At 59.6% G+C, this 23,210-nt stretch carries 10 protein-coding genes and 1 pseudogene; 1 reads left to right on the plus strand and 10 read right to left on the minus strand.

The features are described 5' to 3' along the window. Nucleotides 1-170: 170 nt before the first annotated feature. From ABID26_RS34815 to ABID26_RS34860, 10 genes are all read right to left on the minus strand, one after another. Nucleotides 171-3,983, minus strand: a complete 3,813-nt coding sequence (locus ABID26_RS34815) for a Ulp1 family isopeptidase (protein ID WP_354418049.1) — start codon at nucleotides 3,981-3,983, stop codon at nucleotides 171-173. 523 nt (nucleotides 3,984-4,506) lie between these two features. Next, nucleotides 4,507-4,656, minus strand: a complete 150-nt coding sequence (locus ABID26_RS34820) for a hypothetical protein (protein ID WP_354418051.1) — start codon at nucleotides 4,654-4,656, stop codon at nucleotides 4,507-4,509. A gap of 247 nt (nucleotides 4,657-4,903) precedes the next feature. Continuing rightward, complete coding sequence (locus tag ABID26_RS34825; RefSeq protein WP_354418053.1) at nucleotides 4,904-5,839, minus strand: MurR/RpiR family transcriptional regulator; 936 nt, start codon at nucleotides 5,837-5,839, stop codon at nucleotides 4,904-4,906. A 453-nt stretch (nucleotides 5,840-6,292) separates the two neighbouring features. Beyond that, the gene (locus ABID26_RS34830; RefSeq protein WP_354418055.1) at nucleotides 6,293-6,661 is read right to left on the minus strand and encodes a tetratricopeptide repeat protein; all 369 of its coding nucleotides are present in this window, start codon (nucleotides 6,659-6,661) and stop codon (nucleotides 6,293-6,295) included. A 241-nt stretch (nucleotides 6,662-6,902) separates the two neighbouring features. After that, entirely contained in the window at nucleotides 6,903-8,963 is a 2,061-nt protein-coding gene (sctV, locus tag ABID26_RS34835) for a type III secretion system export apparatus subunit SctV (RefSeq protein ID WP_354418057.1), read from the minus strand. 5 nt (nucleotides 8,964-8,968) lie between these two features. Then, nucleotides 8,969-9,346 carry a tetratricopeptide repeat protein gene (locus ABID26_RS34840; protein ID WP_354418058.1) on the minus strand — a complete coding sequence of 126 codons (378 nt, stop codon included), beginning with the start codon at nucleotides 9,344-9,346 and terminating at the stop codon, nucleotides 8,969-8,971. 42 nt (nucleotides 9,347-9,388) lie between these two features. Beyond that, nucleotides 9,389-9,940, minus strand: coding sequence for a hypothetical protein (locus ABID26_RS34845; RefSeq protein ID WP_354418060.1), 552 nt, complete (start codon nucleotides 9,938-9,940; stop codon nucleotides 9,389-9,391). A gap of 25 nt (nucleotides 9,941-9,965) precedes the next feature. Beyond that, nucleotides 9,966-10,856, minus strand: coding sequence for a SctD/MshK family protein (locus ABID26_RS34850; RefSeq protein WP_354418061.1), 891 nt, complete (start codon nucleotides 10,854-10,856; stop codon nucleotides 9,966-9,968). Between the two features lie 115 nt (nucleotides 10,857-10,971). Further along, on the minus strand, nucleotides 10,972-11,178 hold the full coding sequence (locus ABID26_RS34855; RefSeq protein WP_040971374.1) for a hypothetical protein: 207 nt from the start codon (nucleotides 11,176-11,178) through the stop codon (nucleotides 10,972-10,974). 981 nt (nucleotides 11,179-12,159) lie between these two features. After that, nucleotides 12,160-19,251: a shikimate kinase gene (locus ABID26_RS34860; RefSeq protein ID WP_354418062.1), complete on the minus strand. Its 7,092-nt coding sequence runs from the start codon at nucleotides 19,249-19,251 to the stop codon at nucleotides 12,160-12,162. A 2,479-nt stretch (nucleotides 19,252-21,730) separates the two neighbouring features. Between ABID26_RS34860 and ABID26_RS34865 the strand changes: the two are divergent. Then, nucleotides 21,731-23,210 (plus strand): annotated as a pseudogene (locus ABID26_RS34865) (hypothetical protein); the annotation flags it as partial.

Raw genomic sequence — 23,210 nt, forward strand, 5'->3', positions numbered from 1 at the left:
CCGATCTCCTAGGCGGGGCCCTGAATCAAATCTGGAACTGAAATTCATTGCATTGGAAGCTTGACCTCTTCGTGAGAGGTTTAGCGATGGCGCACAACGGCTCCGGGATCAGGCTGGGATACCAGAAAACCTCGGTCGGTATATCGCTTTTTGACCAGCAGAGGCCGACATCAGCCCCGCAGTCGGTCTTGGAGTGCTTGCCGATCGATGACGAGGTTGTCGAGGTGCAGCCTGGCTGGCTGCTGCCTTTGCCCCAGTCGTCCAACCAGCGCCCTGGTGCCGTCAAGCACAAAGACACCGCAATCATAGCTGTTCTGCTGCTGGGTCATGCGGACCGGCTCCAGGCGGGCTCCCAGCCGTCGTGCGAGCTGTGCCGCGGGCTGGGCGTTGAGCCGGTCGGCGGAGTCGTAATGATAGGCAACCGGCCTTGCCCGCTCGCGTCGATCAACCAGCAGCAGCGACCAGTGGCTGCCGCGGCGTTCAGGATCGGTAGCGCTGGCATCGTTGACAGGCAGGAACAGGAAGTCGGCTGTATCATTGCCATTGCGATCATAGACGATGCGCTGGAAAGCCCCGAGGGCGGCATTGTCGGAGCCCAGGCGCAGATGATAATGGGCTATCAGCGGGTCGGCGAGCCGCGTTCGCGCGGCGAGATCTGGATTTTCCCTCTGCAGCTCCTGCGCCAGCAGCTCGTAGTCCCTCTGGATATGCTCATCGCTCAGCCATTGCGTGGCGTCGAGCGCCAGCCCGCGGTCGTGAGACGAGGCTCGCGGATTGAGCGCCTCGATCTGAGCGTCGGAGGCTGTACCTGGAAATGGCGTAGAGTGGGCATCATCACGCAGCTCGGCCGGTGTGGACGGCAAATCGACCAGGGGGTCGAGACCGCGGTAGATGTCAGACGAGCGAGCTGACGCGGACCGCCGGGCTGGCCCCATGTCTTGATCCGACGGCGGCGACCACGCTGACCAGGGGCGGTCCCAACCGGCAGGTCTTTGCCTTCCGGCTTGGTCCACCTGCTGCCAAAGTTGCGACTGATCGTAACTTTCCTGCGAGGCGGCGGGCCTTACCCCCAAATCGGCCTGCTCCCGCGAGCCAAGCTGTGGCCCGAGCTCCGGGGGCCTGCCATGTACAGCGCTCGACGCCGCGGAACCTTCGCCAGGCACGCTCGATGACGGCGATGGCCCGGCAATCGATCTCGACCTGGCAGCGTCCGACCGCGGCGCGGAGCCGGCATCGTCCTGCAAGTCGACGATGTCATCAAGGCCGGCATAGATCTGCGAGGATCTACGTGACGAGCCGGGCTGGGCAATTGCCGAGCCGGCAACTGCGCTCCAATGGCCTGAGCCGCTACCCTCCTCAGTTAGTTGCTCGGGCGTGAGCGCATTCAGATCAAAATCCGGATGCCGATAAGGTATGGGCGACAGTGGTGCAAGGCCGGCGAAGGTCGAGGACGAGTCGGCACTTTGAGCAGGCGAGGATGGGGCCGGCATGGGGGCCAATTCTGGCGGCAGCGATGTCGTCTGATGGAACTGCGGCACATTGGTCGCCATTGGCGCGCCACGCTTTACCGCCTCTTCTTCATGGAAGGCTCGCAACACGTCCCAGGCCGGGTCGCTCGGGGACATGGGGATGGGCGAGAAGACGACGGGCGGGGTGCTCTGTACCGCTCCAGTGGGCGGGCCGCTTGGCTGCCCGCGCGGGGCCGCTTGCCCCTGGGCTGCCAAGCCCAGCGCATTGTTGGCTGCGACCATTTGCAGGTATTTCTGCATAAAGCCCCAGGCTGCGCCGAAAACGGGGGCTGCGGTCATCTTGTACTCCTCAACCGCCCGGCTCAGCACCGTCGGTTCAATCTGGGCAATGTCCTTGCCGAAGTTCTGACTAAGCCAGCTGTTGAAACGACCCAAATGGCTCCGATAGATCGAAAGCGTGATTTGACTGTACCTGCTTGCAGCTGCCCGACATGCATCTTCGATCACCTGCTTCTCTTCGCTGACCGGGCGCGCTCTAGCTGTTGTGACAGTCTGTCCGGCATCGGCTTGTCGGAGCCTTCCCAACGCGACATTAAGTTCACTCAGTAATTTTGCATCGTTGCCCGCGAAGTCCTTCGCCAGATCGTCCACCCCCGGGTCCTCAATCCGGCCGGCGATCTGCGTCCGGTGGTTCTCGTGAAGCCATTTGCTGAACTTGCGCAGCGCCGCTAGATCGTGCCACATGGTTCCTTCTTTGAGGCGGGCAGCTATGGCTCTTGTCTGGTATCTGGCCGGGAGTTCCTCATCGTCCTTCGTGCCAAATTCCCGGATATTTGAAGCGATTGTTACAGGCTGTCCGGCAGAATGCTGCCGGAGCCTTTCCAACGCCACATTAAGTTGACCCAGTAGTTTGGCATCGTTGCCCGCGAAGTCCTTCGCCAGCGCGTCCAACCCCGGGTCCTCAATCCGGCCGGCGATTTGCGTCCGGTGGTTCTCGGCCAGCCATTTGCTGAACTTGCGCAGCGCCGTTGTATCGCGATCAATCGAGGCTCCACTCACCTTGGCAGTGTTCGCCGCCTCGGCACGGTAGGCGGCAAAAAGCGCCTCGTCAGGGTGCTCTCGGATGTGCTTGCGGCTGCGCGTTTGCTGAACGAGGGAAGCCTGGTGCGGCGCCGCGGCCGGCATTGTATGGTGCGCGCCGGTCAAATTGCCTCCCCTGGTCCCTTCTTTGAGGCCCGCAGCCTGGGCAAAGAGTTGTTCATAGTCTTTGGTGCCAGGTCGAACATTCGAAGCGGCCGTCCCAGGCTGTCTGACAGAAAGCTGCCGGAGCCTCTTCAACGCCGGATTGATACGCTCGTCATCGCGCGCCGCGAAGTCCTTCGCCAGCGCGTCCAACCCCGGGTCCTCAATCCGGCCGGCGATTTGCGTCCGGTGGTTCTCGGCGAGCCATTTGCTGAACTTGCGTAAGGCCGCTAGATCGCGCCTCACGGCTGATCCTTTGACCACGGCTTTTGCCCGGTATTGGGCGAAGAGTTCCTCATCGTCCTTCGTGCCGGGTCGAACAGCCGAAGCAGCCGTCACAGGCTGTCCGGCTGAATGCTGCCGGAGCCTTCCCAACGCCACTTTGGTGTCGCCCAGTAGTACGGCATCGTTGCCCGCAAAGTCCTTTACCAGACCGACCAGCTGCTCGTCCTCAACCCGACCGTTGATTTGGCTCTGGTGGTTCTCGTCAAGCCATATGCTGAACTTGCGCAGCGCCACTATATCGCCAGCAATCGAGCTTTCACCCACCTTGGCTGTTTTAGCCGCCTCGGCACGGTAGGCGGCAAAAAGCGCCTCGTCCGGGTGCTCGCGGCCGCGCTTGCGACTGCGCGTTTGCTGAACGACGGCAGCCTGGTGCGACGCCGCGGCCGGCGTTGTATGGCGCGCGCCGGTCAGATCGCCCTGTTGATTGGCCGCAGGCCGATATGCGTCCGCGACGACGTGAGGGAGGCTCACAAAATCGGGTGCGCTTCCAAATCCCGTGGCGGGCAGGTTGACCCGCGGCGGCGGCATGGAACTCAAAGCTTCATAACCGCCCCCAAGCGCAGCCCGGCTCCGCGGCTGATCGACACTTTGCGCGGGTGAGTGGACCACCCGCTCCACATCCTGCCAGAACTGCGCCGAAGCGAAACTTGCAGCCGGGAACGACCCGGCGCGGTCGGCGGCGGCAAAGAGCTCGTCCTGGTCGAAACTCTGCGCAGGTGAGTGAGCTGGTGGAGCAAAGGGCAAGTGCGAACCGCCTTCCGCGACGTCCTGCTCTTGCAGCATCCTCGGTCCAACCGCATCTGCATGGGAGCCGGTCCGCCGCCTGGCGAGACGGCTGTCTGGAACGGCTTGCCGATGCTGGCCCGGCTGCAACGCGTTCAGATGCTCCTGAAAACGCGCCTGGTCGGTCTGCTGCTGCGAGCCTGCATCGTCTGTGCGGGCGAGATCAGAGACGCCGGATGGATTGACGTTGTTAAAGGGATCCATGCTATCTCCCTTGCCTGCTCCGAGCAGCTTAAGCCGCCCTGGCGGCTGGAAACTGTTCTATGGGGCTCAGCTGTCGACAGGCTGACGGACCGAGAGCGCGGCAGGACGTAGTCGAGATCATCACTGCAGGCGCGAAGGAGGAACTCGCTGCACGGCCCGCCGATCTTGCCGTTCGACGAGCCCGTGCTACCGCCGTTGCGAAGCTGTCGGATCTGGTGATGACGCGCCTCCCCTATGCTGCCCTGCGGCGCGGCCACCTAGGTGAGTGTGCGTATTGCCTCACGTAACGACTCCGCGAGTTTCAAGCGTTGCCTCATGCGCAGTGTTTGCAGCCTCGCGGCAGCGCTTAAAGGCGCGGTTGTAAGGGAAGCCGACGAAAATTGGGGACCTAAAGAACTAAGAACTGCCCGCCCCACCTCCCAATTCGTTGAATTCTTATGCGAGCGATCCGAGTGCGGGGTGAACTGGGTCTGCAGAAAAATCACGCTCTCCCTATCCAGTCGCCCGTGAACAATGAAGCTCGTCAGGCTTCGAGGGATTTCGGCCGGCTTTGGAGCGCGGCGATCAGCAGCCACAAAAGCTGCCTGAACCAGTTGAGCAGCAGCGAGAAATTGAAGCCGGCTGCATACCGGAATGGTGGCCGGTGTTTGATCGGAATGGCGGCCGGCTTCACGCTGGAATCCGCAGGCCCGGACGGCAATGGCGAGCTCCGGGTTGAGTTGCGGGCGAGGTTTAGCAGGCTCGAGCTCGCTTCCATTTTCATGCTCAAATCAGCTCTCCTGTGCGCTGCCTAGTCTAATCCCGGGCAGTTGCCGGTTTCTCCGCACGTGCAGGGTTTGGTACCATGCCGAGCCGTCCAGGCGCTTGCGATAGGCGTACCCTTCCATGTCGCCTTGCGCACATAATCACGCGGGTAATCATCAAGTAATTTCCGGAAACGCGCTAATCGCGCTTCCAGCGGTTGGATTACATTTCGCACGCCCGCTGTGCTTCCCACTATGGGGCGGTTTCCAGAAGACATCGAGCTCCGCGAGCTGGCGCTCGATTTCCTTCACGACCTCATCGACATTCATTCCGGAGTTGGCAGCGATCAACTTGGCCAAGATCTCGCTTGCTACCAGAGCCGGCGCGATACTTTTGAAGAAGGATTGTGGATTGCTAGTTACAATAACGCTTGCCTTGGCCATACGGGCGAGCGGCGATACGCTGCTGTCGGTAATGGCAACCACAGCCACTCCTTGGCGCGCTGCTTGCCTAGCCGTTTCGATGGTTGCACGACAGTAAGGCTCGATGCCTACGGCCAGTACTACGTCTCCTGTCCCGACACCTCGCAAGGCATCGATGCCGAGTCCCCCGACCGCATCAAGAACAACCGCCTGCCGGCCGAGCCGTGACAGCGTATAGGCAAAATGCTGTGCCACCGGATGCTCTGCGCGCAAGCCAAGGCAGAAGAGATTTCGGCTCTCGGCAAGGACATTGGCAGCAGCCGTTAGCTGCATCGCGTTCGCACATTCCCCGAGCCTCGCGATTTCCGATGCCAGCGTGCCCGCGACGACTCCGACCGTTGAGCAACTGCCATCGCCATCTTGCCGAGGCTCAGGCAGCGGCGATTCGGCAGACGTGCGCAGGGCCTTCGCATAAACGCTGCGCATGTCTTCGTAGCGGTCGAAGTCGAGCCATCGCGCTAGCCTCATCATGGTCGTGTGGGACACACCCGCTAAATGCGCTTGCTCGCGCATGGACATCAACGCGACGTCCTGCGGATGGTCCAACACAAACCGGGCAGCCCGCTGGAGCTGAGGCGGCATCGTCTCAAACCGTTCGACTAAGAGGTCGGTTAGAGGCCCCTTTTTCATAGCCCCTCGCGCCGGTCGGCCAGCTGAAAGGTACGACCTATTTCACAAAAATAGACACTCGAAAAAATTCCAACCGGACGCTCTTGCTGAACGACACTGCCCCGGTACCGGGCTACATCACCCGATGAGACACGCGCCAGTTCTTCATTGCCAACAAAATGCCGCGCCGTTTCTGAACGACTTCTCATGTCGCAGCGATAAGCACCTCTTCTGCACCTCCAAGTTTCAAGAACGCAGAGGAACGTACGTTCGGAGACATACTCTGTTTGATTACCGTGGAAGGCGTCCACTTTCTGGATCCAAGCATTTGAGAGATCAATTCACGTACCTATGGACCAAGCCTTTTCGCGCTGATTTCGGGCTCGTCAGGTTTTGCGGGAACAATAGGGAACAACTGATGAAAGCTGCTGCGACTATTTGATGCCTGCGATGAGCTTCCGCGCGAATGTCAGTCTACCGCGATCGTGCCGGCGCACTCCGTCCTGACTTCTCGTCAAGCGCGAGCGACCGGTTGAGGTTGTTGACCAACATCTGGTTCCCGGGTTCTTTCCTGAGAGCTTGGCGATATAGCGCTTGTGCCGCTCCATGCCGTCCGCAAATGTCGAGCACAACTCCCTTCGCGTTCAATGTGCGCAAGTTGCCTGGAGCCGCAATCAAAACCCCGTCGAGCACCTGGAGCGCCTCGTTCGGGAGTTTCCTTGCTAGTAGGGCTTTCGTAAGCTCTATCGCCGCGTCGACATTGCCTGGTTGCTGCTGCAGCTGATCCCGCAAAGCCCGCTCGTGAGCATCCTGACCAACGGAGCTCAAGATGCGTTCGCGCATGGCCGGATTGATATCCCTGGCACCGAGCAACTCGGGTGACGGCGTCTCTTTCACTGAAAGAGCTTGCGGGCCCGAGCTAGCGCAACCGCCGAGAGGAAGAACGGAAAGTATTGCGAAGGGAACTGACGCCATACGAACTGAACGCAACTGTGGAACGACTGTTGTTCTCATTTGAATGCCGCTATCCTTACGACTATTTCTACGCACTTCAGCTGGGCTCAACGTGCAAATTATTACGTTCTCATGACGTTTCATGATTCGTTGCAGCGGTGAGCTTGACGGATCCGACCGGCTGAATCGTAAACTCCGAATCCAGATCCTGATAAGACAAAACGACGAGATCGATCCCGTTACGGGTAAGGAACCCGCGGACGAAGCGTCGGACGTCCATTGAAGCCAATATGACAGGATGGCGCTGTCCCGGCGCAGGGTTCGAATGGATCTGCCGCATTTGTGACAGGAGCATCTCACTTTGCCCGTCGCCTAATACGAGGTAGGGACCAACAGCCGAATCACGTATCGCGCCGCGTACCAAATTCTCGGTTTCACGTTCGATAATAAAGGCGGGCACGACACCCTGAGCGTTGGCAAAACGATGACAGATCTGCCGCGTCAGACCGGAACGAACATATTCCGTCAACAATGCGACGTTTTGCTCCTGCTCCCCCCATTCAGCCAATGCCTCCAAGACGAGGCGGGTGTTGCGGATCGGGATATCTTCGTCCAGTAGACGGCGCAGGACATCGGCGATCCGGGGGATCGGCGTCGTGCGTAGCACCTCCTTCACCAACTCGGCATATTCCTGCTCCATACGGCCCAGCAATTCACGGGTCTCTTGGATGCCTACCAAGCGCCGCGCACGCCGCGCGAGCGTTGCCTGGACTCGCGACGCAATAAGTTCGATGGGACTGTGATAGCCGATGCCGGCGTCATTGAGAGCGGATGCATGGCTTTGTTCGACCCAGATCTTGCCCGCTTGTGGGTCATGCTGGAAGGGGATGCCGCTCAATTCAATATTGGCCAGATCGTCGGTAAGCCTTAGCTGCGTCGGATCAATCGCATCCTGTTCGACCGGTACGCCCTCGACATCTATCCTGAACTGCGACTCCGGCAACTGCTGTTCGACTGCAACAGGGATGCGGGGAACAATGATGCCGAGGTCAGATGAGACCAGTTCCGAAACGCGCTCAATGTGCTTTTGCAATTCGGTTTGATTGATCGCATCTCCAAGGCTCGGTGCAAGGAGCAGGGTGATCGGACCTCCTTCCGGAGGTGGGGTTTGCTTTTTTGGCTTCCCTGGAGCTGCAGTGGCAGCAGTGGCATTGTCGCCGTTTTCCTTATCGCCTTTGGTAAAACTTGCCGCCGCGAAGACCGCGGCCAACACGAGAAAGACGGGCAGAGGGAAGCCAGGAACAAACCCCATCGCAACCAAGACACCAGCAGCCAGCCTCAATGCGCGCGTATTGGCGGTGAGCTGGCCGGCAATGTCAGCACCAAGGTTGAGTCTCCCGGCCCCGCCCACACGCGTAACTATGGTCGCCGATGAAATCGACAGCAGCAGTGCTGGAATCTGTGAGATTAATGCATCACCTATGGTCAGCAGAGTATATTGCTGCACCACCTCGCCGAAGGGCAACCCCTTAGACAGCCCGATGGAAACTCCGCCCAGCAAGTTGATACAGATAACCACCAGCCCGGCGATGGCATCGCCCTTCACGAATTTCATAGCCCCGTCCATAGCGCCATAAAGTTGGCTTTCTTTCTCCAACATGGCGCGCCGTATACGAGATTCATTCTCATCGATGTGGCCGTTCCTTAGCTCGGCATCGATCGCCATTTGCTTGCCTGGCAGAGCGTCGAGCGTGAATCGCGCCGCCACTTCTGCAACGCGTTCGGCACCCTTTGCGAGAACCATGAACTGGACCATGGTCACCACTAAAAAGATCACAAAACCTACAACGATGTTGCCTGAGATTACGAAGTCGCCGAACGTATGGATGATGCTACCGGCCTCCCCTTCCGCAAGGATTAGTCGCGACGTTGCAATGGTAAGCGCGAGGCGGAACACCGTGGAGATCAAAATGACGCCGGGCAGGGAAGAAAGTTCAAGTGGTGTGCCGATATACAGGGCAACCATTAGAAGAAGTATGGCGAATCCGAGGTTGAATCCGATCAGGACGTCAACGACGCCGATCGGGATGGGCATGATCATCATACCGATCGCCAGAAGCAGCATTAACGCGACCATTAGATCCGGGTTGGCCGGCGCTTGCGCGATGAAGTTGCGCATGAGGTTCGCCATCTTCTTTATGTTTGTTTGAGAAGAACTGTGCGGCTGCGAAGTGAAACGTAGCTTTGGAAGACCGCTCGCGCCTCGTCCATGCGACGGGCTCGCAGCAGCGCATGGCTGCGCATGAGAGTCAAAGGGACGCGAGAAGATTGCTGGTCATCAAGTACGTCCAGCCTGTCCAGGATCGTCAATGCTTCATCGCCGAGACCCTCAGCAATCAACGCATAGGCGAAAATCCGTAGCAGGTTGACGTCTTGAGAATTGTCGCTGACGGCGAGCCGCAACAAGGCTAGGCTTTGGGCGCTCTGCCCACACGCAAGGTGGGTATAGGAAAGGGCGCACAGCAAATCTCGCTCCTGCTCGGAAATCAGCACGACATCACCGGTCTTTGGCAACGTGTGTCCCGACGGGATAACCCAACATTGAAGTTTTATTCTTCATCCAGGTCGACCTTCGCTCGCCTTGATCAAGCTGTTCCGGTTCAGTCGCAACAGCACCAGCCGCCGAAACTCCTGTTGGAGGGCGGCAATACCTTCACGCGCCACCGAATCCTCAGGTACCGCCGCGAGCGCCTTGACCAAGCGCTCCAGAAGAACACTACGCTTCCCTTCGCGCAGGATTTCCGGATGACGTATGCGTGGCATGATGAAGGAGAGCTGGCTACGTGCGAGAGTATGGCCATAAAGAGCGGCCGCTGCAGCGCGGGGGTCGATCTCACTGATCTGAAAGCTCTCGCTCGGGCTGACGGACGTGACCGCCTCGATTTCACTAATTCCCAACAATCCATTGGCCGTGCGTACGAGCGGCATATCGTGCGCGTGTGCACGCCGCAAAGTCGATGCATGCTTCTTGCTGCGATTTGCATGAGCGCGATCGAATTCCATCTTTTTGGTTTCACCATTGGCCGGCTCGGCTGCTCCTGCAGGCTCAATGTTAAGATCGCGCGCCGAGATCCCGGAGCCGACAGGGAAGCTGGACATCTTGACCATGGAGTTCTCCTACCGAACCTGGAGTTTAATAAGGGAGCGCAGCAACGCGGCCATTTCGGCTCAGCAGCACCTGAGCGTCCTCGATCCGATCGACCATCCATCCGTTATCCAATAGAGCTCCCACGAAATACTTCTGCCCACCGATCAGAAGATGTGGAAGATTCCCGCGCCAAACAGCTTCAATGGGGATTGCGGATGGTGCCTTGTCCTCTTTGATCACCACACCGTTCACGAGTGTTAGCGCTCCATTTGTGCGACGATCGAACAGCTCTTGGATCTTCTGCCATTTGGAGACCAAGGCAGGCGTGATGGTGCCCTCGGCGGTAACAACACTGTCTGCGGATTTGATCTTGATATCGAATAACTGCGCCCGATCAATTTCGTCTTGCAGCGCTTTCGCCGCTAACTGGACGCTCTGATCACCAGGGCGCTTGATGGTTACCTTCGATATAGGTCCGGGGTTAGTAGGATTGGCGCTCAATCCGCTGGTGCTGCCGTAGAGGGAAAAAATGGTTGAGAGCGCGCCGAGGCCAATGCAGCTCAGCAAAACAACGGCTATCACTGGCATTGAGAGGCGACGCATGCCAATGGGGCGCTTCTCCCCGGCATCTTGAACGGACCAGAGAATGGACAGCGCGCCCGCATGAATGACGACAGGAAGAGAAACAACAACGCGCTCGCCTACGGCGATATTTTGGTTGTCCTCTATGCGGATCCCATCCGCAAGGGCCTCGACCTCGATCGAATTGCCAAGAAGACTGATACGAAGATGACGCGGCTCTAGCCCTTGCTCGATGAAAATTATATCGGACTCAAGACCACTACCGATTACACTCGGCTCCAGAGGCGCATTACCAGTCAGCCCAGAATAGAGACCCGACAGCACTTCGAAATCGATAGAAATGGCGTCATTCACGGAACTCTCCCGCACAAGGAGATGAGCCGTACAGCCACGGCCGTACGGCTCACTTTGACTCCACATTGCACCGCCAAGGCAGCGGTCGGGACGACGCTACGTCCCGGTTGCGATGTTACTGAACGCGCTCGTCGGCCACCTTCTTGACCGTTTGAAGGTTGGTCGTAACGGTGCGCAGCATCACACTCCGTTCCGTGGCCTCTGCGCTCATTGCCGTGAGCGCCGCAATTTGCGACTGGAAGGCGGCAGCCCCAGCCCCTTCATTAGCCATATTGCCAAGGGCCGGAGCAGCACCACCACCAGCGGGAGCAACTTTAGACATATCGTTTTACCTTTCCGTTCGAATTGTGCCGTGCTTGACGGCTCACACACCTGACGCCGAAGAATCCGGCGTCAGGCATCCTCTTCCGTATCACCCATGGCGTCATCGAAATCAGCCATGGAATCGCTCGCCATTTGTACTGCAATGGAACTCAGAACACTTTGGAATGCCGCACTCTGATCTACGGATTGCGGGTCATTTCCGGAGTTAACCGGACCGCTGTCCCGACCGCCCTCCCCAATCGGTCGGCCACCACCAGAAGGCCCGCCGGGCTCATCGTGCCTATCCCCATGGCCGGCTCGAGCCAAGGACGCACCGGTGCCGCCACCTCCACCTCTAATTGCTCCAACCATCAGGTACCTCGGTTTCTTTATTGCCCTCAAGAGGCTGCGATGCGGTGTTCAAAATCGACTTGCTCAAAGTAAGAGCGCGAGCTTTCGAGAAGCTGACGGCCCCCAAAAAAACGAAGAGACGCTGTCACAAAAAACTGAAGGTCGTATATGGGCTGGCCTGCTCATATCGATGCGCGGCGGCTTTAAAGGCGCCATTTACCCGGCAAGGTTGGATCGGAAGGGGCAGTCATGCTCGGTGCCGCAATTGAAGCAGATTTGATGTGAAGCGTTCGGAGTATGCGAACTCTGCCGATCGATGAATTGATATGGCAGGGGCTCGACGCGTCATCGTTATCCACCCGTTCACGATCGCCGCTAAGCTGGCGATCCATAGGTATATGGCGTGGGTGCGGAACGGTGCTTTGTCCTTTCAGACGCAAGTCAGCGAGTGCTTTTGCCGGCGAGCGCTTGGCGGCTGCGGCGGCGTTTTGGGTCGTGAACAAACCCGGCCAGCGATGAGGCCATCGACGATGGCCCCCTGACTTCGTTTCGGCGGTTATTACGCTCTCGTATCGGCGTTTTCACTGCCCAGCGACTTGAAAAGATACAGAGGGCTCATTCATGCGCTCCCGTCAGTTCCTGTGCTTGTCTACGGTTTATCCTGGTGATGCGACCCTATTGGCGACCTGCTGATTGGCGGCCGCGCTCGGCACAGATGGGCGTGTAGCGCGCTGAGGCATGGATCCGCGTTCTTTTTGTCTTGCTGGTGAGGCGGGACGAAGGTGAGATCGGCTTGTTGGTAGAATGGTCTGCGCTCATCGATCAGTTGGGCGAGCTTTTGCTCCGGATCAGGGCCTTGCAGCAGCGGGCGGCTGGTATCCCTTTTGAGGCGCTTTTTGATCACCTCAAGCTTGGTATCGAGCCAGATCGAGACCGCCTTGTCGCCGATGAGACGGCGGCTCTGCTCATGCATGAACGCGCCGCCGCCGGTGGCGATCACCGCGGGCTCTGCCTCCAGCAGACGGGCAATCAGTTTCGCCTCCATCTCCCTGAAGTAGGCCTCGCCCTGCTCTTCGAAGATTTGCGAGATCGATTTGTGGGTCTGCTTTTCGATTATTTTGTCCGTGTCGCGGAAGTGGAGCTGCAGTCGCTTCGCGAGAGCTGGGCCGATGCTGGATTTTCCGGCGCCCGGCATGCCAACGAGCACGACCGGCCGACTGCCGAGCGCGGCGAGGACTTCCTTCGCCTGTGATGACCTGACGGTTTGCGGCATGCTCGATTGCCCGACAGGTCGCAATTTCAGGGCCGCAGTGGCGCTTGCCCCGCGTTCGCCTTCAGCTTCCCACTGAAGCACGGCCAGAGCGCCATCGGGGACTGGGACGCCTTGGCAGTTTTCCATGACGCGCTGCAGGAGTTGCTCCGCAGGAACCTCCCCACCCACCCGCCTCAGCTTGTCCAGCTGCTTGTATGTGTGATGATTGGCGAGCTTGGCTTGGTAGCTGGCCGGCGTATGGAACTCAACCTGGAAGCGATAACCATGCGGTGTGGCGAGCACGCTCTGGATGCCGCTGAAAGTCGGATTGCGCATCCTGAACCAGTTGCTTGTGTGGCGTTCGGCATAGCCGCGCTCGTCGAAGGCCAGGATGGCTTTCTTAAAGCCACGGGTAAAATCCTGGTCGGGGAGTTCGAAGATGTGGCGGACAGCGTTGCTAATCAGCTGCGGCGCGCTGCCAGCGGGGGCGTTCAATCCGGTGAGATGTTCAGCCATCGAGCCTTCCGATCGCACCCGGCGATCGAAATGAGGCATGTTCACCGGGATGCCGGCCTGCCTGAGGCTCTCGGCAACCGAGAGTGCCGCTGCGGTGATTGCCTCCTCTTCAACGCTCGCGCGCGTCGCCTCGATTTTGGCCTGCTCCGATGCTTCCTGGCGGCTCAGCGTTACCTTCACATCGGAATCCACGGCGACAGGGCGGCGGCCGGAGCGTTCAGGCAACAGGCCGTTCTGTGCGGCGAATTTGATCGAGGCCTCCATGACGCCAGCCGCCAGCGTGGGATTGTCCTTCAGTTCCTCCAAGGTCGCGTCGACATCGAACCTGCCTTGGCTGAGTGTCGCCGCCATGCTCTTGACGTAGGGCACGGGCTGCAAGCCCGGCGTCTGGCATAGGAGCCGCTGCAGCTCATGGCTTTTTTTCAGAAACCGGCGGGTGCCGGTGTCGGATTTATAGGCATCCGTCCCAACCTTAATGCCGAGGCTCAGGAGATTGCTTGTGCTTTCGACGAGGTCGTCCGGATTGTAGCCATCCGGGGAAGGATCGATCCGGGCTTGAGTGTGATCGAGCAAAAGCTGGACGCGGTCGCGAGGCTGGGACGTTGCCGGATAGCTCTCCGCCAATTCCTGGAAGAGGGTTGCAAGCGCCGGGCTCACCGTCAGGCTTAAATCGTCCACGCTCTCGGCGGTTGCGGGCAAGTTTTGCTGATCCGTCTTCGCCGCCCACGCCGCGAGTTCGGCCACGAGCAACGCGGCCATCTCGCGCGCGACCGGATGCCGGGCGACCTCGATCTCCTGCCTCGCCCTGGCGAGCGTGTCCTGGATATCCTGGCTCCGCACCTCTTCCGCGTTCAACAGGTTAGCGATGTCGCGCCTGAGCTCGTGGTGAATGCCCTCGTAGGTGCCGAAGACAGCACGCTCGGCAAACCAGCGTCGGGCGTCGTCGGACTGCGCCAGAAAGTTTCGTTGCAGGCAGCTATAGGTTTCCAGGACGTCCTGCGTGGTGGCAAGGATCTGGCGGGCACGACTGAACTGATAGCTATCGTCCTTAAGCGCCGGGGTATGCGACTTCGCCGGCTTGAGTGAGCGAACGCCGCGCGCTTGCTCCTTCTCATCGAACTGCCGCACATGCTCATAAAGCTGCGGTCGGTCGCCAATGATGATGACTGCGTCCCCGTCGAAGTCGCCGTCAAGCTTCTTCTGTTCACTGGTCGGGATAGCAACCAACGAGCCCGGAGCAAACACCTCCGTCGCCTGGAGAATGCCTATACTGTCGACCAGCGTGTCCACCTTGGCGCGATCCTTGGCGTGTGTCCAGCTCGAATGTGATTTGACGTCTTCGGCGGACAGCACCAGCTCACGCTCGACGTAGTCGGCCGGCCACATCTCATCTGGCACGACGATCAGAATGCCTTTGGCAAAAAACATCGGATCGTCGCCTGCCAGTTCTTTCCCGTTCTTCTCAGCGACATTGAAACTGTATTGAATGGCTACGCAGCCATCCAGGAAGGCCGCAGTCGGATCCCCATCACCTGCCGACCTGACTTGCTTGGAGCCAAATGGCCGCAGGTTGGCCTTGTCATAGGGGGCTCGCCCGATCAGAACGCCACCCCTCCCCGTCAAGGTCTCGCTCTTGAGCGTGGGCACATGGACGCAATCATCACTGGACGGTACGGCGACCGCGCCGGGAGCGTCGATGTGTCCGGCCGTCACGGTGCGAAACAGATCCTCGGCCCCCAGCTCTTGTCCTTCTCTGCTGTCGAGCCAGGTCTTGGCCTTCTCGCGCGTCTCATCCGCCACCAGCTCGCTGCGCGGATAATGTTGCAGCGCCGAGGCAGGAACGGACGATCTCCTTGCCTCAGCAAAAGCAGCCACCCGATCGAGACCTTGGCCTTGAGCGGCCCGACGAACAGCCGGCATACGCTCGGCCAACGAAGCCTTTATGAAGCCGCAACCGTCATGCGGTCGCAAGGCGATCGGGCCTTCCGGCCCGGTCAGCCTGAAGGGATGCGCCTCGCCCGTCGGACGGTCCGGCAGCAGTGACAGTTTGAAGGCTCCTTCGAGTGCGTAGTCGTGGGGCCCTAGACCTTTGATCGCCGGGGGCGCGGCAAAGCCTCGGCGCTGCGTGTAATAATAGGCTTCTTTGAATGGCGCCCAGTATCGCGACAGCTGCTCGAACGCCGTACCCGGTGCGGTTTCGGCATATGGAATTGCCAGCAGCTTCCCCCCGAGCGCCTGAGCCGCCGTTTCGCCTGGAGCGCGGGCGGCGATCTGGGCGAGGGTCTTTTTCGGCGGTTTTGACTTGCTGCCGCCGAATAGATCCATCCGGTATGGCACACCCTCGACACTCAATGTCCGCCCCAGCATGAAGGCGCTCGGCTTTCCCGGCAGTTGTACCGCGACCACGTTCACCGCCCCCGAGGTCAGGCGATGGAAAGTGGAATAGCGCGTCTCGGGCTCCGTCGGCAATCGCCGCCCCTGCATGTCCACCACTGGCAACTGCATCAATCCCGCATCACCCTCCGGCGGTCTCGGCTCGTGATCCATAGCGCGCAATACCTTATGGACATCGAAGACGGCGGCTGGATGTCGGGCCTGGATCAGTGCTGCGTTCTGCGCCATGAACTCGTCCAGCGCCTCGACCGGCCCCTCTGCCTCGATCTGCGCGATCAGGTTCCAACTCATGTTGGAAAGGTCGCCTTCGATGAGGCCGCGCGTGCTGGCCAGGATCTCCCTGGTTCCGCGATGCAGCTCATCCCGACGCCGCTTCAAAGTGGAACTTTCGGCATCGACGTAGGGCCTCTTGTAAAGCCCCTCAAGGACAGCACGGGCCTTGAGCACTTGATAAATCGACAAGGCGGGACAGCGGCTCGAATTCGGTCCAGCGATCCGCTCGGCCTCGCGTGCCTTGAGTTGCGCCTTGATCTTGTGCTCCACGACTGGCTGGATGTCGTTCAGCAGGTTCAAAGTCTGCCTGCGGTGCCAGCGCAACGCCCTTTGGGAGCTGCGCGCTAACGGCACCAGAGCGGCGCAGAGATTGCCCATGGTCTCGAGGTTCTCTGGCGCAAAGCCAGAGGTTCGACGCAAGGCCTCGAGCCGATCCAAGCCTGCCCGTGCGAGTAGACCCAAATCGTCGTGCAACTGCGCCTTCGCCAGCGCCTTGAAGATATGCACGATGCTTAGCGCATCGGCCTGCTCCAGGCGATCGCTGGCGTAATGAAGATGATGGGCCAGCTGATGCAGCCGATCCCTCAGCAGAGCGGTGTCTGCAATTTCTCCAGCGTCCTGTCCCCGTACGACGCCGCGCCCCAAGATATTGGCGATGGTGCCGAGCGCGACGGTAGTGAAGGTGCTAAATCTTGGACCCGCTGCGCCGAACCCGCGCACGATGTCCATGATCGCCCCGTGACATACCGGTTGTTCGGGCCATTTGCCGAAGCCATGCAGGACAATGGCAAGTTGCTGCGAGGAGAAATCGGACAGCCCCCCGGTGCGGTCGGCGCGACGACGAACTTCAGCAGCAATTGCGACCGAGGCGTCCCCGCACCCCGTCTCGTCAGTCCACTTGCTGAAACCGTTCACCAGATTTGCCAGATCCTGAGGATTGAAAGCAGATAGCTGCTCGGCGCGATCGGCACGGCGAACCAGATCGCCGGCGATCGCGACGGTAGCCTCGCGACAGCCCGCCTCTACCGGCCACTTGCTGAAGCCATTCACCAGGTTCGCCTGCTCCTGCGCAGTAAAATCGATCAGCTGGGCGCCGCGGCGGCGAACCTCACCGGCAATCGCGACGGTGGCCTGGCAACAGCCCGTGTCATCCGGCCATTTGCTGAAGCCGTTCACCAGGTTCGCCATAGACTGCGGGGTACAATAAGATAGCTGGCCAGCGTGGTCAGCGCGGCGCCGGATCTCGCGAACGATCGCGACGGTAGCGCGGCGACACTCTACTTGTTCCGGCCATTTGCTGAAGCAACCTACCAGGTTGGCCAGATCCTGCGGATCAAAGACGGACAGCGCGTCGGCGCGGCGACGAACCTCGCCGGCGAGAGCGACGGTGGCCGCAGCACAACCCGTATGCTTTGGCCATTTGCTGAAACCGTTCGCCAAGTATGCCAGATCCTGCGGGCTGAAAGCAGATAGCTCATCGGCACGGTCCCCGCGATGAAGCATCTCACCAGCGATCGCGACCGTAACGTCACCACAGGCAACTTCATCGGGCCATTTGCTGAAACCGAGCGCAAGGTTCGCCAGCTCGCGCGAATCAAAACCAGGGAGCCGGCGGGCACCGCGGCAAAGAACCTCACCAGCGATCGCGAGCGCGGCCTCGCGGCAGTTCGCCTGATCGGGCCACTTGCTGAACCCGTTCACCAGGTTTGCCAGATGCTGGTGGGCAAAACTGGAAAGTCGGCCGGGGCCGAGGCGAACCAACTCACCAGCGATCGCGACCGTGGCGCTACTACAGCTCACTTGGTCCGGCCGTTTGCTGAAGCCGTTCACCAGATTCGCTAGTGCCTGCGGAGTAAAATCGGACAGCCTGTCGGCGCGCCGGCGAATCTCACAGGCGATCGCGACCGTGGCTTCGGCACATGCCGACTCGGCAGGCCACTTGCTGAAGCCGTTTACCAGGTTCGCCAAGTCTCGCGAATCAAAACCCGAGAGCCGGTTGGCAAGGCGACGGACTTCACCGGCGATCGCGACAGTGGCAAGGCGTGAACTCTCTTGTCCAGGCCACTTGCTAAAGGCGTTCACCAAGTTTGCCAGGTTCTGGTGAGTGAAATTGGCGAGCCGATCCGCTCCAGTGGCGCGACGACGAATCTCAGCCGCGATCGCGAGGGTGGCCGCACCACACCCCCCTGTGTCAGACCACTTGCTGAAACCGTTCACCAGATTTGCCAGACCCTGCGGAGTAAAATCAGATAACGCATCGGCGCCGCGGCGAAGAACCTCTTTGGCAATCGCCGCCGTGGCCGCGCCACAGCCTGTCCTTTCCGGCCATTTGCTGAAACCATTCACCAAGTTCGCCAAGTTCTGCGAATCAAGAGTAGAGAGCCGGCTGCCGCCGCGGCGAAGCACCTCACCAGCGATCGCGCCTGTGCCGTCGCCGCAGCCTGCAGCTTCCGGCCATTTGCTGAAACCGTTGACCAAATTGGCCAGTTCCTGCGGATGAAAATCACAGAGCCGGTTGGCTTGGCCAGCGCGACGGCCGACCTCGCTGGCGATGGCGACCGTGGCCGTGCCACACCCCGTCTCTTGCGGCCATTTGCTGAAACCGTTCACTAGATTCGCCAAATGCTGTGGCTCAAAACCGGCGAGGCCGTTTGTCCGTTCGGCACGGCGACGGACCTCACCGGAAACTGCGACAGAGGCAAGGCGTGAGTTTTCCTGTTCCGGCCATTTGCTGAACCCGTTCACCAACAGGGCCAGGCTTTGACTGTCGAGTTCCCGAAGCACTCCGCTTTGCTGGCAACAAAATTCAGCAATGCTGCTCATTCCGTTTTGGCAGGCCGGCACCCGTGGATATCGACTGAACGATAACGCCAAGAGCGCAAGCGCTTTGGGCTCGACATCAATGAGTTCGTGGGCAAACCTACACAACTGAGCTGCCATGGCCCGGCAAGCTTCCATGCCTGCCGGACCTTCCTCGCGGCTCACTGCATTGCAAACTGTGGCATATCCCCATGTTTGCCGGGCGCGGATCTCGTGCTGCCAGTTGGTGACAAATCGAGATTTGAACTGGGCAGCGGCCTGTTGCAGGAATGTTGCAAGTTCCGGCATCTTCAGTTCTTTGCGATAGCGCACCACAGCCATTGAGAATTTGCGTATGTCACCAGCGAAACCAATGTCGTGTAGGGCGCCATTAAGCAGTTCTTGCGATTTTGCAGCGCGGCCATCCCGTCTAGCCACATGGTCGATAGGTCGCTCACCTGATCTGGCAGCCAGATCGGGTACGCTTTGTCGCTGCGGCGGCGGCAAGGCGTCGATGCGCGAGCTTCCGGTCGCTTGATGGCTGCGCCAGGGTTCGCCACCGGGCTGCCGCCTTGGTCCGTTCCGTTGCGAGATTCCGCCGTGACCGTCCCGCCCGGCGTTATCGTCGATAGGCCGTTCTCCCGGTCTGGCAGCCGGTTCGCTCACGCTTTGCTGGCGCGGTGGGCGCGCGGCTGTATATGAAGGTCCGGCTGATCGGTCGCCGCGCCAGGGTTCGTCATCAGGATGCAATAAGCCTTCTTCTCGGGCTGGCCCCTCGCCCTCCGGCACCGAGGGGAAGCGACGCCGCCGCCCACTGATTTGACCTAGAGCAGCAGCCAAAAGTCGGCGTGAGCCAAGCGAGGGACCGACAGGACGATCGCCAGCAGCATTGTCGGCCTGGGGCGCAACGGGAGCGGAAGACGTCGCTTGGTTTTGCGGCCCAGAGTGCATTCGCTGCACGACGGAATTGAACGATTGACTGCCTTCTTCGGGGGCGCGGCCTGATTGCGGGCACGGACCTCTCGATCCCCGCGTGCTGCCGGACTCAGCACCTCCCGTGTGCGGTCTTCCAGATCGTCCAATGCCCGCCATATCCAATCTCCAATGCGGGCAATGCCGCCTATAGTGTCGAGGCTGATCGCTCATCCGTAGGGCGAGCTGCGATGGACCGGGCGCCAAGGCGAAGATGGTCTTCACGAAACGGGGGTTCTGAAAAGTCTGACGCTGGTCATGCCCTCATTAGCCGCTCGAAGCGCATGTGACCGAAGTACCCACCCCATTGGTCAGCTCAATGCGTGAGACCCCATCGGTTCCGTTCGAGGTCTTGTCGATCGCCCGGATGCGATCGCTTGCACGGCATCGGCGGCCATCCCCAAAAGCTTTGCCTTAATTCGAAGCACACGCAGTAGTCGCGGCAGGAGATTTCGGACGCACGTCGACGGCATGGAAATAACGGGAACCGCAGTCATCAAGCCATGCGCCAAAGGCGACGATGTCCCTCTGCGCGCACGCAGGTTCTGGCTTCGCCTTCTCGGCGTGATGACCTTGCGCGCGGGGGTGCTTCGCTTTCTTTGGCGGTCATCCCAATCCTACCCGTAGCACCCGACAGACATCGATCTTTCGCAAAATGTTTTCCTGAGACAATGACAAAGCTTTGACCATCACACATAGCCGTCCTTACCTGACATAAACCTGACCTGCGCTCGGCCAAAATGCTGAAATCGCCAAAAGCGAAGACCACTGGAACTACTGCGGCATCGGGGCGTGGGCTGCAGCCTGAGAGAACTGGAAATTTGTCATCGTCAGCCCTGCGGCCGCTCCGTGGCCGAAGAGGCCGAACAATGGGACTTGATCCGGCTGCAGAAGCAGACCGACGACCGGGCAACCGTGCAGGCTTTGTTCGCCAGCTGCACGAAATTCGATTCCTGCCGGTACTCTCGTCTCGACACTGTCCTGGGCAACAGGGCGCGTGTCGTGACCACAAGACGAGCCGCAATGGCCTGATCCGCTCGATGGGAAGCAGGCGGCGAGAGCTCAATAGACACGGCGACGGTCGAAGCGGTCTGTCAGCGGCCTTCGAGGAGATCATATCTCCCTGTTCATTCACGCTCAGCCATCCGAGTTCGCAACCAGTTGAACATCAAACATCAGATGGCAAATCAGTAGCCCCGCCATTGCCACTCACAGGCCGCGCACTCCAACATTTGTGAAACTACCGGCACGTACAAACGTGCTCGTCAGCCTTCTGACAGCTAAATGAGGGATATACCGGACGTTGAACAACGCAAAGCCTTCGAAGCCGTTAGGTTCGATCGGAATGCAAATTCCGCATCCGGGCTTAGCTTAGGTCCAGCTATGATTTGTCTCATCTATGGAGAGTGATTTGGAGCCCCACAACGGATGGTTTGATACGAACGCTTGGATGCGCGACTACGCTGCTCTGCAGGAACAGCAGCGGGTGCGGCAACAATCGGGAGGCATGCCCGAGGATCAAGCACGTTTTGAACAGCAACTGAGCGAGTTGCAGCTCAGTTCCGCTGGAGCGAGCCCCAGCGATACTACTTACCCTGAAGCTAGTATGCCTGACACTCGCCCTGCGAAATCGCATGGATCATCCCAGCGCGCTGACATAGAGGATTCAACGTGGATGCCTCAGCGGGCCAAGTCACGAAATGGCGGGGCCAGCAGCACGTGCTACACCGGGCCCTCGGGAGCCCCTCCTGCTGTGCGGACGAAGGACGGCAAAGGCCGGCACCTATGGTCAAGTGTTAAGTCAGGTGTCGCCAAAGCCTTTTCGGGGCGTCGTCGCGAGGACTCGTCCGGCATGTCGGCGACGGATGTAGTTCATTCAGGGCTTCGCATATATTACGCGAAGCGACGGCTCCCGACCGAGCCCTTCGAGACGGACAAAATCCTTGTTTCCAGGTTTTTGAGGGCGTCTCTCGGCAGCACATTCGTGCAGACTGCCCAGAGGAATGCATCTCATTTGCACCAGTTCAGTGCATGGCTTAACCAGCGTGAGAGGGACCCAATTGCCGACCGGCTGAACGACCATGAGTTGGACAACGATGCACGGGAGTATGCGCAGCAATTTGACTCTACCGGCAGCAAGAAAATCAAAGATCAAATCATAGAGGCATTGGAAAACATCCGACAAACCAATCTCCCACCAGCTGAGCTCACAGATGACGAGAGGCTTATTGGTGACTTCAGGGAGGCGGCCAAATCCGCCGGCCGTTCGGAAGGCACCGTTACTTGGTGGGTGGGAAGGCTGCATCAGTTCCGGACATGGCTCTGGTCGAAGGACTTGACGCTGACCAGCTTGCTTGAGCGCCCCGAGGAGTTGAATCGACTTGCGACACTCTCTGGCACAAAGCGTCTCCATGCGGCGTTGACAGTGCTCCAAGAGTTCCACGCCGCAAACGTCGAGGAACGCGCCGCGAATTTCAACCCCCACCGCCGACAGCGGTTGGCTGCTCTCCCTGCCGAAGACGATGCGCTTATGAAGCGGTTCAAAACGGCAGCCATGCAAGCCGGCGTTCCCAAAAACACGATTGACAGCAGCCTGATACATGCAAAAAAATTCGCCAACTGGCTCCATGAGAACGATAAGGAGCCGTTGGCTTCTCGGTTTCGAGATGAATCGCTGGCGGACGATTTAGACCTGTATAAAGCTCAGGGTAATGACCCTGAGAACCGTCTTCAGTCGACGCTGAATCATCTCCGGAGGCTCATGTCGGAAGGGTACGGCATCGAACAGGTCGGGCCCGGCCCGCGTCTCATGGGGCGGCGGCTCCTGCACCCCTATCCCGCAGACGCCCGTGTCATCGACGCGATGCTGGACGAATCCATACGTGGACTTGGAGATGCGACTACGGCGCAAAAGCTGCCTTTTCAAGACCGGGCTAGCCGCCTTCGTGCCTTCAGTGACTGGCTCCAAAGGGAGGGTAAGAGCAACATAGTTGACCGGCTTAGCGATACTGACCAGCGACGTGGCTTAGACGCAGATGCCAAGAACTTTAGGAAGGTTTCACCTCGGCTCTATGGAACGGATCTTACGATGCTTCGGCAATATCTACAGCTCGTCGAGGCGAATAAAGCGCTCGGGTTGCGGGCTCCCGAGGAGGCGGGTTGGTTTGCCGAGGAAGGCGCCCAGCACGCCAGCTCGTTTCAAGAGCTTTCCTCGGCTCCGAATACTCCATTCGAGGGAGCTTGGGATTGGCTCGGCACGCAGATGCAGAGCTCCGCGCCCTCGTTTCAAGAGCCTTCCTCAGTTCCTGATAGTCCGTTCGAGGGAGCTTGGGATCGGCTCACTACGCAGATGCAGAGTTCCGCGCCCTCGTTTCAAGAGCCTTCCTCAGATCCGAATACTCCGTTCGAGGGAGCTTGGGATCGGCTCACTACGCAGATGCAGAGCTCCGCGCCCTCGTTTGCAGAGCCTTCCTCAGCTCCGGTTACCCCGTTCG

The sequence above is a fragment of the Mesorhizobium shonense genome (assembly GCF_040545255.1).
GTDB classification, from domain to species: Bacteria; Pseudomonadota; Alphaproteobacteria; order Rhizobiales; family Rhizobiaceae; genus Mesorhizobium; species Mesorhizobium shonense.